Source organism: Micromonospora sp. NPDC050686 (assembly GCF_040654475.1).
Lineage (GTDB): Bacteria > Actinomycetota > Actinomycetes > Mycobacteriales > Micromonosporaceae > Micromonospora.
Window position 1 is genome coordinate 15,398 of sequence record NZ_JBFAID010000015.1, and the last position, 16,090, is coordinate 31,487.

General features: G+C 69.8%; 16 protein-coding genes. 9 read left to right on the forward strand and 7 right to left on the reverse strand.

Going from position 1 to position 16,090, the window contains the following annotated elements; all coding sequences use genetic code 11:
* Positions 1-271: 271 nt before the first annotated feature.
* Positions 272-1,456, reverse strand: coding sequence for a hypothetical protein (locus tag AB0H57_RS13155; RefSeq protein WP_357505843.1), 1,185 nt, complete (start codon positions 1,454-1,456; stop codon positions 272-274).
* 261 nt (positions 1,457-1,717) lie between these two features.
* Here AB0H57_RS13155 and AB0H57_RS13160 point away from each other — a divergent pair, with 261 nt between their 5' ends.
* Entirely contained in the window at positions 1,718-2,392 is a 675-nt protein-coding gene (locus tag AB0H57_RS13160) for a uridylate kinase (protein ID WP_357505845.1), read from the forward strand.
* Between the two features lie 436 nt (positions 2,393-2,828).
* Entirely contained in the window at positions 2,829-3,299 is a 471-nt protein-coding gene (locus AB0H57_RS13165; RefSeq protein ID WP_357505847.1) for a UPF0158 family protein, read from the forward strand.
* Between the two features lie 350 nt (positions 3,300-3,649).
* Here AB0H57_RS13165 and AB0H57_RS13170 read toward each other — a convergent pair whose 3' ends face one another.
* Positions 3,650-5,482: a tetratricopeptide repeat protein gene (locus AB0H57_RS13170; protein ID WP_357505848.1), complete on the reverse strand. Its 1,833-nt coding sequence runs from the start codon at positions 5,480-5,482 to the stop codon at positions 3,650-3,652.
* Positions 5,483-5,793: 311 nt separating this feature from the next.
* On the opposite strand from AB0H57_RS13170, the gene AB0H57_RS13175 reads away from it, so the two are divergent.
* A complete protein-coding gene (locus tag AB0H57_RS13175; RefSeq protein ID WP_357505850.1) occupies positions 5,794-6,063 on the forward strand; it encodes a hypothetical protein in 270 nt (89 codons plus the stop codon).
* A gap of 46 nt (positions 6,064-6,109) precedes the next feature.
* Here AB0H57_RS13175 and AB0H57_RS13180 read toward each other — a convergent pair whose 3' ends face one another.
* Complete coding sequence (locus AB0H57_RS13180) at positions 6,110-7,009, reverse strand: hypothetical protein (protein WP_357505852.1); 900 nt, start codon at positions 7,007-7,009, stop codon at positions 6,110-6,112.
* A gap of 444 nt (positions 7,010-7,453) precedes the next feature.
* Between AB0H57_RS13180 and AB0H57_RS13185 the strand changes: the two genes are divergently transcribed.
* A complete protein-coding gene (locus AB0H57_RS13185; RefSeq protein ID WP_357505854.1) occupies positions 7,454-7,702 on the forward strand; it encodes a hypothetical protein in 249 nt (82 codons plus the stop codon).
* A gap of 106 nt (positions 7,703-7,808) precedes the next feature.
* On the opposite strand, the gene AB0H57_RS13190 is transcribed toward AB0H57_RS13185, so the two are convergent.
* The 4 genes from AB0H57_RS13190 to AB0H57_RS13205 are packed head-to-tail and all read right to left on the reverse strand — an operon-like array spanning position 7,809 to position 11,698.
* Positions 7,809-9,077 (reverse strand): FAD-dependent oxidoreductase, encoded by a 1,269-nt coding sequence (locus AB0H57_RS13190; protein WP_357505856.1) that lies wholly within the window; start codon positions 9,075-9,077, stop codon positions 7,809-7,811.
* A 13-nt stretch (positions 9,078-9,090) separates the two neighbouring features.
* Positions 9,091-9,714: a maleylpyruvate isomerase N-terminal domain-containing protein gene (locus AB0H57_RS13195; RefSeq protein ID WP_357505858.1), complete on the reverse strand. Its 624-nt coding sequence runs from the start codon at positions 9,712-9,714 to the stop codon at positions 9,091-9,093.
* Positions 9,714-10,544 carry a fumarylacetoacetate hydrolase family protein gene (locus AB0H57_RS13200; protein WP_357505860.1) on the reverse strand — a complete coding sequence of 277 codons (831 nt, stop codon included), beginning with the start codon at positions 10,542-10,544 and terminating at the stop codon, positions 9,714-9,716. The genes AB0H57_RS13195 and AB0H57_RS13200 overlap by 1 nt, the downstream gene beginning before the upstream one ends.
* Complete coding sequence (locus tag AB0H57_RS13205) at positions 10,541-11,698, reverse strand: cupin domain-containing protein (protein ID WP_357505862.1); 1,158 nt, start codon at positions 11,696-11,698, stop codon at positions 10,541-10,543. The genes AB0H57_RS13200 and AB0H57_RS13205 overlap by 4 nt, the downstream gene beginning before the upstream one ends.
* 66 nt (positions 11,699-11,764) lie before the next feature.
* On the opposite strand from AB0H57_RS13205, the gene AB0H57_RS13210 reads away from it, so the two are divergent.
* The 5 genes from AB0H57_RS13210 to AB0H57_RS13230 all read left to right on the forward strand — a co-directional run bounded on the left by AB0H57_RS13210 (position 11,765) and on the right by AB0H57_RS13230 (position 16,074).
* Positions 11,765-12,535, forward strand: a complete 771-nt coding sequence (locus AB0H57_RS13210; RefSeq protein ID WP_357505864.1) for an IclR family transcriptional regulator — start codon at positions 11,765-11,767, stop codon at positions 12,533-12,535.
* Positions 12,536-12,643: 108 nt separating this feature from the next.
* Entirely contained in the window at positions 12,644-13,822 is a 1,179-nt protein-coding gene (locus AB0H57_RS13215; protein ID WP_357505866.1) for a cytochrome P450, read from the forward strand.
* On the forward strand, positions 13,819-14,007 hold the full coding sequence (locus AB0H57_RS13220) for a ferredoxin (protein ID WP_357505867.1): 189 nt from the start codon (positions 13,819-13,821) through the stop codon (positions 14,005-14,007). The genes AB0H57_RS13215 and AB0H57_RS13220 overlap by 4 nt, the downstream gene beginning before the upstream one ends.
* The gene (locus tag AB0H57_RS13225) at positions 14,004-15,140 is read left to right on the forward strand and encodes an FAD-dependent oxidoreductase (protein WP_357505869.1); all 1,137 of its coding nucleotides are present in this window, start codon (positions 14,004-14,006) and stop codon (positions 15,138-15,140) included. Before AB0H57_RS13220 ends, AB0H57_RS13225 begins: the two co-directional genes overlap by 4 nt.
* 13 nt (positions 15,141-15,153) lie before the next feature.
* Entirely contained in the window at positions 15,154-16,074 is a 921-nt protein-coding gene (locus AB0H57_RS13230) for a LysR family transcriptional regulator (protein WP_357505871.1), read from the forward strand.
* Positions 16,075-16,090: the final 16 nt, after the last annotated feature.

Here is a 16,090-nt window from a genome sequence, read left to right on the forward strand (position 1 = left end):
CAACTCGCCGGGGAACCGGTTCACCGATCCGGCTGAGGCGGGCGTGGGCCGTGCTCGCCTCAGCGGGCGGAAACACATGTCGCCGTACGCGTGGGCCGCGGACCGGCGCCGCCGTTCGAATGTGGGCGATGGCCTGTCCGTACGTCCGTCCGGCGAGACGGTCATGGAGCGTAAGGCTCGGATCGCGGCTACAAGTGAAGGTCGGGGAGTGAACCGCGCAGGCGCGACGCCTGCGAGCCCGATCTGCTCATGGTCGTGTTGGCCGGTCACCTCAGAGTCCAACGGGGTGCGATGACAGCCACTCTCGATGCCGGTCCCGCAGGTTGTCGCGTAAGGCCGTGGTGCTCAGCAGGACGTCCGCGCCGCCGTCGTACGGGGCGTACAGCCAGGCCAGGTCGGGCGGTGCGATGATCACGTGGGCTATCTCGTCGTCGGCGACCTTGCCGAGCAGGTCATCGAGACGTCCGGGCTGCCAGGTGAGCCGGTTGACGTAGGCGTGGGCGAAGGCGAGTTGCGGATCGAGGTGGGGCCAGGACAGCACCGCCCAACATTCGGCGTCGGGCAGCAGTTCTTCCAGAACAGGGTTCCGCAGGCGCGGCACCGGGGTGGAGCCGATCGCCAACGTGATCACGTACAGGTCGGGCGTCCGTGCGCCGAGCGCTTCGAGAACGACGTTGTGCCGGCGAAGGATCGACTCGTACTCGGACGGCGTTTCGGCATAGCGCTTGCTGCCGGGCAGACCGTGAAACCGCACCCAGCGATCTTCCTCCGCTCGCAGATCGGAGCTGATCGGCACTAACTGCGGCCAGCGAGCCTCCCAGGCGGTTTGTAAGGGGTGGTGTCCGCCGGGGGGCGTCCGGATGTGGATCTCATCAGCGGGTACGGCCTGCCGCCCTGACGCGACGACTTGCCTGAGCGCGATGACGTACGGATCATGACTCGGCAGCTCCGGGTCGGCGTCGAAGACCGCGACCAGGCTGCCCCCGCGGACATACCCGCCAGTCCAATGCCAGCCTGAAATCTCGCGCCAGATCCGAAGGTTCGGCTGAACGACGTCCTGGCATGCCTGCGCTGGTGCTAGGCGCTTGATGGCTTTCCTGAGCTTCTGCTTACCGAGCCGGACCGAACCCGTGGCGCCGTGCCAACCGGCCACCGTAGCCAGGACCGCAGCGGCCAGCAGGTCGTCATCCTCGTTGACCCGGACGAACCAGATCTCGTTCATGTCTTCGGCGAAGCCGATGCCGTGCAACTTTGGTCGGTGCCAGCCAAGGTTGATTTCGTAGCGTGCCAGCGCCTCGTTGATCTCCCGGATTGTCCCCCAGCCTGGTGCCACATGGCGATCATCCCAAACGTTGCAGTGCCAGTAGCCCGGCATGTTGGTCTTGCCATCGGGAGGGTGGTTAGCAGGCGTGATCGGACTGCCAGACGATCTTCCGTCACCGGATTTGCTCGACATCCACCTGCTTGATTCGTCAGCCGCGCCCATCGCTCGCTCATCTGCAGAGTCGGGCGGTAGCGGCTGGTGGGCGCGGTCGGCGGCATGACCGGTCACGCTATACCTAGCGACCAACGCCGGCATGGCAGTCCGTTTGCGCCGCGACCGCAGCTACTTCCGCATGCGGCAATCTCGCTCACTCGGGGTGGCGGGCGCGAAAGGTTGGCGGGGATAAGGTCGGCTCGGCACGGCGACCTTCGCGAGACCAGGACGGGGCAGGACATGGACCAAGGCATCCGCCACGAGTTGCTCGGCCGCCTGGCTGAGGCGGTCGGGTCCGTCACCGTCGCACACCCGACGCGGGTAGCTATCGACGGACCGCCCGCCGCCGGCAAGACCACGCTCGCCGACGAGCTGGCCGTCGTCTTGCGCACACAGGGCCGCAACGTCATCCGCGCGACGATCGACGATTTCCTCTTCCCCCGGGCACAGCGCTACCCGCGCGGCGAGTACTCGGCCGAAGGCTGCTACTTCGACGCCCACGACCACGACGCGCTGAACCGGGTCCTGCTCGATCCGCTCGGCCCGGGCGGAGACCGACGCTTCCAATACGCGGTCTACGACCACACCGCGGATACCGCGCTGTCCCCGCCGGTCACTACCGCCCCCGCCGACGCCGTGCTGGTCTTCGACGGCGTCTTCCTCATGCGCCCGGAACTGATCGAGCGGTGGGACCTGCGCATCTTCGTGTCGACCGCGCTCGAAAGGACCGTGGATCGTGCCGTGATCCGAGAGCGCCGGGTGTCATCCCGGGCTGACGTCGAACGACGCTGGCGCGAGCGTTACATCCCCTCCCAACAGCTCTACCTTGCTACGGTCCGCCCGACCGATCACGTCGACATCATCGTGCATAACGACGAGCCCCGGCTGCCGGCCTGGGAGACTCAAACACACTGACCGGAACCCGGAGAAGCTGGCTCAGGCGTGGGAGCTGCAACGTCAGGATCGGGACCGGTTCGTGCGGTTCTTCGGTAGCGACGTGGTGGTGGTGCCGGGTGATCAGGTCGTCGACCGGATGGCCGACTGCCACGCGGCGGGCCGTCGAGTTGCTCCCCGCCCTGCGAGCGGCCTACCAGGCCACCGAAGAAGATGCGGCGTTTGGGCAGTACCTCGCGGAGCTGCGGGTTGAGCACAAGCGTCGGCCGACGTTCCTCAAGACCCTCGACGCCGCTGGGCTGTAGCTGACCGGTCTCCCGATTCCAGGTTGCTGGAGCAGTAGTCACCTCACCACTTCGGTCCCCGTGCTGATAATCGGCCGGACCGGCAGTCTCGCGGCCGAGAGGGAAGCGGACCTACCGTGGTTGCCGACGAAGACGGAAACGGGAGTGGACACATGCTCGACGTACGCCACCTCGATCTCGAAGAGATCGCCACGGCGCTGCAGGACCAGGGCGCGTACGAGTACCGCTGGCTCATCAATCCGGCCAGCGGGGAGATCATGATGTGGACGGCTGACGGCGGCATCGACGGGAAGACACCCGTGGACCTCGACGAACTCGACCTGGTCCCGATCGAGGCGCTACCGTCCTTCGTCTGGTACCGCGACATGGCCGACTTCGCCGAGCGAATCAGCGACGAGCAGGCGGGCCGCAGGCTCCAGCGGGCCATCCAGGGCAGGGGTGCCTTCCGCCGGTTCAAGGACGAACTGCACGAGGAGTATCCGCACCTGCTGACAGCCTGGCACGCCTTCCAGCACGCCCGGGCAACCCGCCGGGCCATCGACTGGCTTCTCGACAACTCCCTGATCGATGACGCTGTCGCGAGCAGCTGTCGGAGCGAGCATCGAGATCCGGACGTGCCGTGAGACGAACGGGCGAGTAGGTGGAGGCGCGAGGCAGAGGGCAAGTGCAGCCGGACGAGCATCAAGACGTCCTGGAAGCCGCGCTCGGTGAGCACGGTGCTTCGCCCCTTCACCGCCGTCACCGGCTTAGATCCCGAGGATGTCCCGGTGCCCGACGGTGACCAGCGGTCCGCTCTATCACGCCTCAGGCGGTTCGGACCGGCCGCGCGGCGGCTAGTGCGGCGGCCTGGTAGGGCGTCAGCGGTGCGTCAGCGGCCACGACCTCCAACGGCCACTTCTCCCTCAGATCGGTCCACAGCAGGGTAGTCAGCCCAGAGTACGCGCGTCGGCGCAGGTCGTGGCGGCCGCTGAGTTCACGTTCGCCGCGCCGTTGTCGGTGGGGGTGGCGCCGCGAGGCCGGCTGTGACGAGCATCCGCAGCCAGGTGTCGCGGCGCCGGCTTCCGGTGAGCCGAGGGTACCGCTCGCCGAGCAGGTAGTCATCGACGAACGTCATGATATCGCCGGCGACCCGGTCGACCTCGACGGGTTCGTAGGGGTGTTTGTAGAGGAAGACGTAGTCGTCTGGGTCCATCAGGTACACGCTGCCGTCGCGTACGTCGAGCCGGATCGGGTCCCTCTCGCCCACCCAGCCGATCACCAGTGGGTTGCCCAGCGGTTCGCGCGGATCGAGCTTGCGGGTGATCCAGGCGGTCCGGCTGTTGATGTCGGCGGGCTGCTCGACGTGAAGGTGGCTGCCCTCCAGCCGACGGAAACAGCTGAACGCCTCCACGACGCCGTAGGGGAGCTCGGGGATGCGCTCCAGCAGCACCGGGTCCTCGATGACGACGCTGGAGTGGTGCTCGGCCGCCACGCGCTTGAGCAGTGCCAGCTTGGCCTGGATCGAGGCGAGCCGGCCGTTGGGTTCGCCGTCGAGCGCCGGGCGCACCGGGGCGGCGACCGTCGCGGTGCCGGCCGTGGCGATCCCGGCCGGGAGCGTGGGCGGCGGCGCGGTCGGTGCCGGCTCGTTCGCCGCGGCGCCAGCCTCGGGGGCCGTCTCCTCGTACCAGGCGATCATCTCCGGATAGCGCGGCGCCATACCCTGGTTGATCAACGACTCCATCATCCAGTCGCGGTCCTCCGCGTCCACCGGCAGCGCCCGGAGCCGATCGAACCACGCCACCGCCCCGGCCGAGTCGTCGCGACCCTCGCACACCAGGCCGAGCACGAACAGCGCCGCCGGCGCCAGCGGATCGACCGAGAGGGCCCGCCGTGCCAGCGCCTCGGCGTCGTCGAGCTGCCCGGACTCAAACCGGTACTCGGCGAGCGCGGCCAGGCCGTCGACCGAGTTCGGGTTCGCCTCGACCAGCAGCTCCAGCATTTCCAGCGCGGCGGCCCGCGCACCGTTGTCCCACCAGGCGACCGCCATGTCGAGCTGGCGCTCCACGACGTCCGGATCGGTGCGGTCCACCGTGGCCAGCCTGCCCATCGCGGCGCGTACGGCGGAATACACCTCCGCGTACCGGTCCGGCACGCCGAGCTGCTGCAGTACCAGGCCCACGCTGCGGACGTGGCGCACGGCCGGTGCTTGGTGCAGCCCGGCGACGAAGTCGTCCGCGGCGTCGTCGAGGCGGCCGATATGCAGGCGAGCCAGGCCCAGCCGTAGCCGGATACTGCCGTTCTCCGGCGCCAGCGTGAGCGCGGTCAGATACGCGGTCTCCGCGCCCGGCCCGTCGCCGTCGGAGATGAGCAGGGCGTCGCCCGCCGCCGCGAGCGCGTCCGCGTCGTGCGGGGCGAGCGCGACTGCCCGCTGCGCCGCCGCCACCGCGTCGTTCTCGCGTCCCGGCAGGTGTGCCAGCACGTCGGAGAGCCGTCGCAAGGCGATCGGGGCATCGGGGTCGAGATCGAGCGCCGTGCGCACGTGCGGCTCGGCGTCGGCGTGATTGCCTTGGACAGCGAGCGCTTCGGCGAGAGCCAGGTGACCGGCCGGCTCCCCGGGATGGGCAGCGATCAACCGTTGCGCCACCTCGGCCGCTTCCTGCGGACGGTCCAGGCGTTGCAGCACCTCGGTGAGGCGCGACAGGGCGTCGTGGTGCTCCGGGTCGGCCGCGAGCACGCCACTGAGGGCGCGTTCTGCGTCGGTCCACCGGCCGAGCTGGCACAAGAACTCGGCACGCCTGACAACGATGTCGCTCTCCTCAGGAGTCACCGGCCGCACGATAGCGGGTCGACGCACCGAAGCGATCATCGACATTCATGCAGGAGCTCCGGCGCACGCCCGGCGTCGACCACGGCCTCGACCTGCGCGCGGAGCTTTAAGCTCCACCTCGTCGAGACGAGCCCGGGCGAGCGGCTCGGGAACCTGGCCGGGCGGGAACAGCTCGCCCGTCTTGTTGAGCAGCGAGGGTACGTTTTCCCCTCGCGCTCAGCGGCCCCCACCGGTAGTGAGCCTCCTGAATCGAAAATAGGTGCTTGAGCGGGCAGGCGGCAGCATCGAGGCGTAGGCCCGATGGGTCAACCATGTGGGTGCTGTCGGGTGGTGCCGTGATCAGCGGGCCGTCCGTCGCGTACTACGTGCCGGCGCATGAGGTGTCGGAGGATGCGGTCAACGTGCACGCGGCGGTCGAAGTCGCGTCCGGGAGCGTGGCTGATGTCGACCTCGTGGAGCTACCGGCCATCGAGTCGGCCGCGACCATCGTGCATCAGGGCTCCATGGACGACGCCAGCCGAAGCATGCAGGTCCTGGCGGAATTGATCAAACTGCATGGGCATGACACCGGATGCGAATGAGCATTCGCGCCGATCGCCGCGACACGGTCCCGCGATGTGACGGAGGCTACCGCGTGCCCGGGATGTCCCAGTCCCGCACCGCGGCGACGAACCGCATGTGGTCGTCGCGGAGGGTTTGGTTGACGATCCGGATCCAGGAGCCGTCGGAGAATGCGATGGTCGACGGGAACCGTATGACACGCGCGATGCCGGCTCCGCTGTCGATCCTGGCGACATGTCGCCGCTCGACGCTCCACAGCAGTCGGGGCTCACGTCGGTCCGGCTTGCCCGCATCCGGGCGGCGACCCATCCGCAGCAGGTGCAGGTGCGTATCCGTGACAGCCAGCGGTGTACCGGTGTACCGATCGAGGAAGAGCAGGAGACTTCCGGCGCGGGTGGCGAGATCGCCGCTGAACGCGTACCGCCGCCGGTAGGCGATCTCGGCGAGTTGGACAGCCAAGGGCCGGTAGGGGCTGAGCCGGAACAGTGCCCGGAACGCCTCCTGCTCTGGTGTCAACGGCATTGGCTGGGCAGCCTTGGCTGCCGGAGCGTGCGCATGCTGGGCGTCCGCTCTGGCGGTGTCTGGATCGCGGGCGGCGAGCGCGGCGGCGCCGCCCGCGACCAGCAACGCCTGCGCCGCCATGCGGACCGGTGTCATCACGGCGTCCACCCATGCAACCGGGTTGACGATGTTGAGCAACCCGAACAATGCTGCGGGATCGAGCGCCTCGGCCAGTTCCGCGGACATTGTGTCGGTGAACTGGCGGCCCGTGCGGTGCAGGTCGTCCGCGCAAGCCGGCCCCAGCCCGACATATCTGAGCTGCTGCTCGGGCAGCAGCGGGGCGACGAGCGCACGCTCGGGCGCGTCGCTGGTGCTGAACTCGTCGAGCAGCCTGCGGGTTCGCTCCCGTACTCCGCCCAGCACCCCATCGGTCAGTCGGGCGAACCGGCTCAGCCGCTCGATCACGCCGTGGCTCCCGCACCGATGGCCGATTGTGGCCGCTCGTTGTCAGCCGACGACTCGAGCCTGGCCCGGTCGACGGTGGTGTGTAGTGCGGTAGTGAACCGGTCGACGTTGCTGTGGACGGCGTCGAGGTCATCGAGGACGAAGCGTATGGCGATGCCCGCGTCTGCATGGGTGGGAACGTAGGGCGTGTGGCTGTCACTCATTGCGCGCGCTGCCGCTGGGCTGGTTGACGTGTACGAGGTTGATGGGTGACACGAGGCCGGTCACCATCGACGCATCGAAGGGTCCTAAGAGGAGGATGTGAGAACCCACGGTCACGCCTCTCCGTTGGCGGCGGCGAGTTTTCGTCCCCTCGGCGAACCGCTTGGTGCGCTGCTATTTGGACCCGTGCCTGTGCGTGGTGTCCACGACTGCCGGCTAGTGTACGTCCTGCGGCTGGACCGGATGTCCTCTGCGGACGACGTACTGGTCAACACCGCCGGCGCCGGGCTGGCCGCGCTGGCGTCGCCGGTGGTGGCGCGCTACGGCCAGAGCGTCGTCAGATCGACCTCGACCGGGCCCGATACCGGGACGCTGAGCCGCCCGCGGTACACCGGTCAGCGGCGCTGGGCGGTGGCCGAGGCGTACAGGCAGACGGTCAGCGCTGCTCGCCGGCCGGATCTCGGTCCTGGTGGGCGGCGGCGGCCAGGTTGAGGCTCTCGGCCCGGCCGTGTTCGGCCCCGACGAAACCGAGCCGGCGGCCGCGAGCTCCCGCCGGCTTCGCGTGCCTTCCGCAGCGATCCACCGGTCCTGCGCGAGGTCACTGTGCGGGGGAGTCCGCCAGGTCGCCGGCCGACCGGTCCGCCGATGCCAGTGGGATCGGCTCGAACATCGCCGGCTCGTCCTCGGGGAAGAGCGCGGTCGGGCCGTAGATCCAGTCCGTGAAGGAGTAGTCGTCGGTCTCCCGCGCGCGGAGCAGGATGTTGCGCTGCTCGCGCTCGACGCCATCGAGGTGCCACAGCTCGCCCCACGCGCGAGCCGCCAGCAGCACGCGTCGGCAGTGCTCCGGTCGGACCGCCTCGTAGGCCGTGAGCGCGCCCGCCCAGTCGACGGCACCGCCGTCGCCCCGAAGTAGCTTGGCGTGCTCGGCGAGTACCCAGCCGTCCTCGATCGCCATGATCGCGCCCTGCGCCATGTACTGCAGCGGCGGGTGGGCGGCGTCGCCCAGGAGGGCGATGCGGCCGTCGACCCAGGTGGTGATCGGGTCGCGGTCGTACATCCGCCACCACTTGTCGCGCCACATGTGCGGCAGTCCCTGCTGAACCGCGTCGCAGGTCCCGGCGAAGGCGTTGTCGAGCTCGTCGGGCGTTCCCCAGTCCTCGAGCCCGGCGCGTGCCTTCGGGGACTCGAAGACGGCGACCTGGTTGAGGAGGTCGCCACCACGCAGCCCGTAGTGAACGAAGTGGCAACGGGGGCCCACGTACACGACGACCTCGGAGAGGTCGACCGGGCGGCCCACCTCCGCGATCGGCACGGTGCCGCGGTAGGCGACGTAGGCCGAGGAGACGGGCTGGTCGTCGACGAGAAGCTTCCGGGCGACGGAATGCAGGCCGTCGGCCGCGATCACCACGGCCGCCTCATGGACCGTCCCGGCCCCGGTCGTCGCAGTGGCGGTGTCCCCTTCCTGCGAGTACGCCACGACCCGCTGCTCGGTGAGCAGTTCGACGCCGGCCCGGCGACAGGCCTCGAGGAACAGCCGGTGCAGGTCGCTGCGGTGGATGACCAGGTACGGGAAGCCGTACTTCCGCTCGAGGTCACGCAGGTCGAGCGAGGTCAGGTCACTCCCGTCGACCGCGTCGCGCATCACCATCCTGTCCGGTACGACGCCGCGGGCCTTGGCCGTATCGAGCAGCCCGTAGTCGTCGAGGATCCGCGTGCAGTTCGGTGCGAGCTGGATGCCCGCGCCGACCTCGCCGAATTCCTTCGCCTGCTCGAGGACCCGCACCTTCAGTCCGCTGCGGGACAGCGCGAAAGCGGTGCTCAGCCCGCCGATTCCGCCACCGACGATGACAACGTCAGGGGTGCTCATGTTCCTTGTCTCCTCAGAGCCAGGGGCCGAGGTCGGAAACCCCGGCGAGGGAGTGGGGACGGCCGGCCAGGTAGGCGACCACCTCGGGCAGCGGGCCGTCGGGAAGCCTGGCGAGACCGCGCTTGGCCTGGATGTCCACCACGAGCGCGGAGAGGAATCCGTCGGGAAGGTCGGCGAAGGTCAGCCCCGTGCCGAGATCGACGGCGTGCACGCAGACCTCGCGGGCCCGCAGCCACGGGATCTCCCTGGCGGAGACTGTCCGGCCCTGCGCGGTGACGACCTCGGCGCGCCACTGGTCCGAGGTGAGGGCGTCCATCGCGGCCGCGAGGTTGCGCGCGGATCCGTTCAGCCACGTCGCCAGTTGGGTCGCGGACAGTTTCGCGCCGGCCTCGATGTCGGCGTTCCGCTGGTCCATCGAGGCGTACATCGGCCTCCGCTCGCCGGTCCTGGCCCAGTGCACGAGATTGCCGAGCGCGTCGGCATTGGCGGCGACGTGCGCCACGAGATGCTTGCGGGTCCAGCCGGGCAGCGCGCTGGGCGCGGTCATCTCCTGCTCGTCCAGCGCGGCGACCTGCGCGGCGAGCAGCTCCGTTCCGTGCTCGACCCACATCAGCGAGTCGACGTGCGTGCGCGGCATCAGGACTCCCTGACGACCCGGTTGGTGCAGGCGCCGATACCGGCGATCTCGGTCACGACGGTCTCGCCGCCGACGAGGTAGACCTTCGGGTCGCGCGCGTGGCCGACCCCTGCGGGCGTGCCGGTGGCGATCAGGTCGCCCGGGTTGAGTCGGATGACCGTGGACACGTACCGCACCAGGTGCACCGGGTCGAAGAGCAGCGTGCCGGTGTCGTCCTGCTGCATGACATGGCCGTCGACGGTCGTCTTCACCTCGAGCGCCGGGCGGACGCCGCCGACCTCGTCGGGCGTCACGACGTACGGGCCGACCGGGGTGGAGGAGTCCCAGATCTTGCCCTGGGTCCATTCGATGGTCCGGAACTGCCAGTCGCGGACCGAGATGTCGTTCATGACGGTGAAGCCGGCGATGGCGGCCTCGGCCTCCGCCTCGGTGGCCCGTCGCACGGGCTTGCCGACGACGACCACGAGCTCGACCTCCCAGTCGAGGGCGTCGGTCTCGGCAGGCTTGGCGATGGGGTCGTTGGGCCCGATGAGGGTGTCGGCGAACTTGGTGAAGAGGGTCGGGTACGCCGGGAGTTCGCGACCCATCTCCTTGATGTGGTTGGTGTAGTTGTGGCCGACGCAGATCACCTTCGACGGGTGGGGCACCACCGGCGCCAGGTCTGCGCTCTCGGCCGGCCAGGTCTCACCGGTCGCGGCGGCCGCGGTCGTGGCCCAGTCGTCCTGCGCGAACAGGGCGCCGAGGTCGGAGTAGCCGAGGTCGACGAGGACGTCCCCGTCGAGGCGGACGGCACGGGTGCCGCCGTTGACGCGGAGGGTGGCGAGCTTCATCGCAGGGTCTCCTGACGGTCGAGGTGGAGCGCCTCGAAGACGGGCGCGTCCGAGAAACGGAAGAGGTCGAGGGCGCCGGAATCGGAGTCGGTGGTGCCGGCCTCGGACCGGGCGGAGAACGGCTCCCAGGACGGGACCACGAACAGGTCGCCCCGGGTGACCGACCAGGTCCTGTCGCCGACGGTGACCGTGCCGGAGCCGTCGAAGACCTGGTAGACCGACGACCCGGTCTCGCGGACCGGTGCGGTTTGCGCGCCGCGCGCGACCCGGTGGAACTCCGCGCGGATCGTCGGGAGCACGTCCGTGCCGTCGTGGGGGTTGCTGAACCGGACGGCCGCGTGGCCGGGCTCGACGGTGCCGCCGTACCCCTCCTTCTCCAGCAGCAGTTGGTCGTCGAGGGCGGCGTCGGTGTGCTGCCACTTGTAGGCCAGCAGCGGCGATCCGGGGGCGACCTCGCCCACCGAGAGCGGACGCAGCCCCGGGTGGCCCCACAGCCGCTCGGAGCGCGAGCGCTCCGGCGTGATCCGCTCCGCCTCGCTGATCTCCTCGCGGCCGAACTGGAAGAACTGCGACTCGGTGACGTACTGGAACGGGATGTCGAGGCCGTCGATCCAGGCCATCGGCTCGGAGGTCGCATTGTGGTGCGCGTGCCAGTTCCAGCCGGCCTGCGGCAGGAAGTCGCCGCGGCGCATCGGGACCGCGTCGCCGACCGCCGTCTCGCCGCTGCCGCCGACCACGGTCCACACGCCGGAGCCCTCGACGACGAACCGGAAGGCGTGCTGGGTGTGCCGGTGCTCGGGAGCGTCCTCGCCGGGCATCAGGTACTGGATCGCCGCCCACAGCGTCGGCGTCGCGAACGGCCGACCGCCGAGCGCCGGGTTCGCCAGGGCGATCGCCCGACGTTCACCGCCGCGGCCCACCGGGACGATGTCGCCCGCCTGCTCAGCCAGGCGGAGCAGGTTCTCCCAGCGCCACAGGTGCGGCACCGTGCGCGACCGCGGGTGCGCCGGCATCAGACCGCCGATCTCGGTCCAGAGCGGCACCAGCAGTTCCTGCTCGAAGCCGCGGTACAGCTCCTCGAGCGCAGGCGTCACGTCCGGCTGGTCCGGTGCCGAGACCGCCTTCAGGCGGACCGGGGTGTCAGTCGTGCTCATGTCGCTTACCATGGCGCTTGTCGCGTCAGCAGAACATATGATTCTGGAGAGCGGAACGAGCAGGACATGGGGAGTGCCGAACCGAAGACCCCGCCGGCGTACGTCGTGACCAGTGCCGACCATGCGCTCCGGATCGCGGTCATGCTGCAGCTGGAGGGCGGGCTCACGGTGAGCCAGGTCGCCGAGCGGCTCGACGTGGCGCGGTCGACGGCCCACCGGTTGCTGCAGACGCTCGTCTATCGCGACTTCGCGGTCCAGGACGACCAGCGTGTCTACCATCCGGGGCCGGTCCTCGAGCTCGCCGCGCACTCGCAGTCGCGCACGTCGCAGCTGCGGGCCGCCGCGCTGCCGCATCTCCAGCGGCTCGTCGACCTCGTGGGGGAGTCGGCGAACCTGGCGATCCGCACGGGTGACACGACGCGGTTCATCGCGAGCGTGGAGTGCCGGCAGGCGCTGCGGGTGGGGTCGCGCGAGGGGATGGTGTTCCCGGCGCACCGCACCACGGCCGGGCTCGTGCTGCTCGCGGAGGTCCAGTCGGGCGAGGTGGACGACCTCTACGCCGCTGAGCGGTACGCCCAGCGCCCTGACGAACGACCGGACATGTCTGCCCTTCGGGGCCGGCTCACCCGCGTCCGCCGGGCCGGGTTCGCGCTCAACAACGGGATGTCGGAGCGGGGGGTCGTCGCGATCGGCGTTCCGGTCCGCGACGCGGACGGTACGGCGCTTGCCGGGCTCTCCATCTCGATGCCGGCGGTCCGCTACGACCGCCATCAGCTTCCGGCGCTCGTCGCCACCCTCCACCGGGCGGCCGGGGCCATCGAGGCGGGCGGCCACTGAGCCGGCACATGCACCACGTGCATGCCGCTACATGCGAAACATTGCTTTGCCTTATGTGAGCGCGCTCACTTCAATGGGCTTACCGAAGTGCCGACCCGAGGTGAACCGATGCATTCAGCCGTGCCCATCTCCGATCTCGACCTGTTCGACGACACGGTGCTCGTCGACCCGTACCCCTCATACGCAGCACTGCGCGACGTGGGAGGCGTCGTCCACCTCCCCGCGAACGACGTCTACGTGCTCACGAGGTACGACGTCATCCGCAACGCCCTGGGTGACTGGGAGACTTTCTCTTCCGCAGGAGCGATCGGGTTCAACCCGATGGTCAACGAGGCGCTCACCGGCACCTCCCTCGCCTCCGACCCGCCGGTACACACGCAGCTACGGGCGACCCTGACCGCGAACCTGTCCCCGCGTGCGCTGCGCGGACTGAAGGACCGCATCGAGGCCAAGGCCGACGCGCTGGTCGAGGAACTGGTCAACAAGGGTTCGTTCGAGGCCATCGACGGCCTGGCTCGCGCCCTGCCGCTCCAGGTCGTCGCGGATCTCATCGGGTTCACCGGCCACGCCCGCGACAACATGCTGCGCTGGGGCCAGGCCGCGATGCAGGTCATCGGACCGATGAACCAGCGCACCGCGGAAAGCTTCCCGATCGCCGGCGAGCTGTACGCCTGGTGCTCCACCGTCACCGCCGAGGATCTGACGCCCGGCTCGGTCGGCCGGGGGATCTTCGAGGCCGAGGCGCGTGGCGACATCCCACCCGACACGGCGGGCCACATCATCCACCAGTACCTCGGCGCCGGCGTCGACACCACGATCGCCTCGATCGGCAACATCATCGCCCTGCTCGCGGCCCACCCCGAGCAGCTCGCGCTGGTCCGGGAGAACCCCTCGCTGGTGCCGGCCGCGTTCAATGAGGTGCTCCGCTACTGGGCGCCGATCCATGCCTGGGGACGACGCACGACCCGCGACGTGGCGATCGACGATGTCCTGATCCCGCAGGGCGCGCAGGTCGCGATCCTGTTCGGCGCCGGCAACCGGGACCCTCGCCACTACGCCGACCCCGACGCGTTCCTGGTCGAACGCAACCCGATCGACCACCTGTCCTTCGGCTACGGCCCGCACGGCTGCGCCGGACAGGGACTGGCCCGACTCGAGGCGCACGCCGTCATCGAGGCGCTGGCCCGCCGGGTCGGCCGCCTGGTCGTCGGCCCGGAGGTCCGGCTCCCCAGCAACATCACCCGCAGCATCGAGGAGCTGCCCGTCCTGAAAGTGGTGCCGGCATGAGGATCGTCCTGGACCGTCCGCGCTGCGAGGGACACGGGCTGTGCGAGGAGGCCGCGCCCGACCTGATGCACCTCGACGAGGCCGGTGAGCTGGTGCTCGACCACGAGGAGATCAGCGACGCCGACGCCGCGCGGGCCAACGCTGCGGTCCGGGTCTGTCCGGTCGCGGCCCTCCGCCTGGCATGAGTACGCTGATCCAGCGGGTCGTCGTCGTCGGGAACGGCATCGCCGGCCTCACGGCGGCCGACACCCTCCGTGCGGCCGGGTTTGACGGGGAGCTCACCATCGTCGGCGACGAGACTCACCCGGCGTACAGCCGTCCGGCTCTGTCGAAGGCGTTGCTGCTCGACGGCGACGACCTGTCGTCCCACGAGCTTCCGCCGGCCACCCACGGGGCGACCGAGCTCCTGGGCGTACGCGCGACCGGACTCGACGTCGACCGTCAGCTCGTCACGCTCGACGACGGCGCGGCTCTTCCGTACGATCGCGTCGTCCTTGCCACCGGGTCCCGTGCGCGCCGGTTGTCCGACCTTTCCGAGGAGTTCGTCCTGCGCGGCCTCGACGACGCACTCGCCCTGCGCAAGCGCCTCGCCGGACGACCGTCGGTCGTCGTGGTCGGCGGGGGACCGCTCGGCATGGAGATCGCGTCAGGATGCCTGACCGCGGGTTGTCAGGTCACCCTGGTCTCCCAGGGTGTGCCGTTGATCCTGCAGCTGGGCCCGCACCTGGCCGAGGTCTTCGTCAGGGCAGCGCGGGAGCGCGGGCTCACCATCGTCGAGACCGGATCGGCGCGACTCGATCGGTGTGGCGGCGACGCACGTGTCGTACTCGACGACGGCGCCGTTCTCGAGGCCGAGCTGGTGGTGACCGCCGTCGGCGACATCCCGAACACGGAGTGGCTCGCGGACACCGGCCTGACCAGCCACGGCGTCGTTCAGGTCGACTCCCGCGGACTGGTCCGGCCCGAGATCGCCGCTGTCGGCGACCTGGCAGCGTTCCCGACGCCGCACGGCCTGCGACGCATCCCGCTGTGGAGCAGCGCCATCGAGCAGGCGAAGGTGGCCGCGGCTGCCCTCGTTCGTGGGGACGACACGCCACCGCTCCAGTTCCAGCCGTACTTCTGGACCGAGCAGTTCGGTCTCAGTCTCAAGGCCGTCGGCCATCTCCCGCTCCGTGGAGCGCCGACGTACGTCGAGGGAGGACTCGCCGGCCCGGCGCTGATGCGCTGGTCGCACGACGACGACTCCGGCGCGGCTGTGGCGCTGAACTACCGGATCCCGATCCCACGACTGCGTCGCCTGAGCCAGCAAGCCGGGTAGGGTTTCGCTCGCGATGAGCGACGACGGAGCGGACACCACAGGCGCCGGGTTGTATCGACTGGCATCGGTCAACCTCAACCTGCTGGTGCCCCTCCTCGCGCTCCTCGAAGAGCGCTCGGTGACAAAGGCCGCCGAGCGCGTCGGCCTGTCGCAGCCGGCGATGAGCCATGCGTTGGGTCGCATGCGGCGTCTCCTCGGCGACGACCTGCTCGTCCGGCAAGGGGCCAGTGCCACGCTGACCCCGCGCGCGCTTGAGCTGATCGGGCCGCTGCGGGCGACGCTCCAGCAGGCCGCGGGCATCGTTAATTTCCCGGGCTTCGATCTGGCGACGGATCGTCGGGTGATCACCGTCGCGATGACCACCAGCACGGCCTTCGTCCTCGGGGCACGGCTGATGCGGCTCGTGGCGGAACGTGCCCCGAACGCGACCCTCCGGGTGCGCGCCATCACCGTGCCGACTGAGGCCACCTTCACGGAGCACGGTGTCGACGTCGTGCTGATCTCCGAGGGGTTCACGTCGCCGTACCCGCGGGAGCGCCTGTACGACGACCGCATCGTCGTGGCGGCCTCGGCGGACACGCCACCGGAAGCGACCCCGCTCGACCTGCTGACCACGCAGCCGCACATCGTCGTGGACACCGAGCGGCGGGTTTTCCCGTACTCGGTGCTCGACGAGAAGGGGGTCAGCTACCGGGTCGGCCAGCTGATCTCCGACTTCCTGCTCGTCCCGTACCTGGTCGGACGTGCCGGCGGCGTCGCCCTCCTCCGCTACCGGGTCGCCGCCGAGATGCGCACGCTCGTCGACCTACGGATCGAGGAGTTCCCGTTCCCACTCCCCGGGCTGGGCATCGACATGGTGTGGAACCCGCATCTGGGCGACCACTACTTCATCTCCTGGCTGCGCCAGCTCCTGTTCGACGCGGCGAGGCCTTGACGCGCGTTGGCGCCGG

Bases quoted from the DNA above. Each gene is read 5' to 3' on its own strand.
- AB0H57_RS13155 (WP_357505843.1), bottom strand. From the start codon at position 1,456: ATGTCGAGCAAATCCGGTGACGGAAGATCGTCTGGCAGTCCGATCACG.
- AB0H57_RS13160 (WP_357505845.1), top strand. From the start codon at position 1,718: ATGGACCAAGGCATCCGCCACGAGTTGCTCGGCCGCCTGGCTGAGGCG.
- AB0H57_RS13165 (WP_357505847.1), top strand. From the start codon at position 2,829: ATGCTCGACGTACGCCACCTCGATCTCGAAGAGATCGCCACGGCGCTG.
- AB0H57_RS13175 (WP_357505850.1), top strand. From the start codon at position 5,794: ATGTGGGTGCTGTCGGGTGGTGCCGTGATCAGCGGGCCGTCCGTCGCG.
- AB0H57_RS13185 (WP_357505854.1), top strand. From the start codon at position 7,454: ATGTCCTCTGCGGACGACGTACTGGTCAACACCGCCGGCGCCGGGCTG.
- AB0H57_RS13190 (WP_357505856.1), bottom strand. From the start codon at position 9,077: ATGAGCACCCCTGACGTTGTCATCGTCGGTGGCGGAATCGGCGGGCTG.
- AB0H57_RS13195 (WP_357505858.1), bottom strand. From the start codon at position 9,714: ATGCCGCGCACGCACGTCGACTCGCTGATGTGGGTCGAGCACGGAACG.
- AB0H57_RS13200 (WP_357505860.1), bottom strand. From the start codon at position 10,544: ATGAAGCTCGCCACCCTCCGCGTCAACGGCGGCACCCGTGCCGTCCGC.
- AB0H57_RS13205 (WP_357505862.1), bottom strand. From the start codon at position 11,698: ATGAGCACGACTGACACCCCGGTCCGCCTGAAGGCGGTCTCGGCACCG.
- AB0H57_RS13210 (WP_357505864.1), top strand. From the start codon at position 11,765: ATGGGGAGTGCCGAACCGAAGACCCCGCCGGCGTACGTCGTGACCAGT.
- AB0H57_RS13215 (WP_357505866.1), top strand. From the start codon at position 12,644: ATGCATTCAGCCGTGCCCATCTCCGATCTCGACCTGTTCGACGACACG.
- AB0H57_RS13220 (WP_357505867.1), top strand. From the start codon at position 13,819: ATGAGGATCGTCCTGGACCGTCCGCGCTGCGAGGGACACGGGCTGTGC.
- AB0H57_RS13225 (WP_357505869.1), top strand. From the start codon at position 14,004: ATGAGTACGCTGATCCAGCGGGTCGTCGTCGTCGGGAACGGCATCGCC.
- AB0H57_RS13230 (WP_357505871.1), top strand. From the start codon at position 15,154: ATGAGCGACGACGGAGCGGACACCACAGGCGCCGGGTTGTATCGACTG.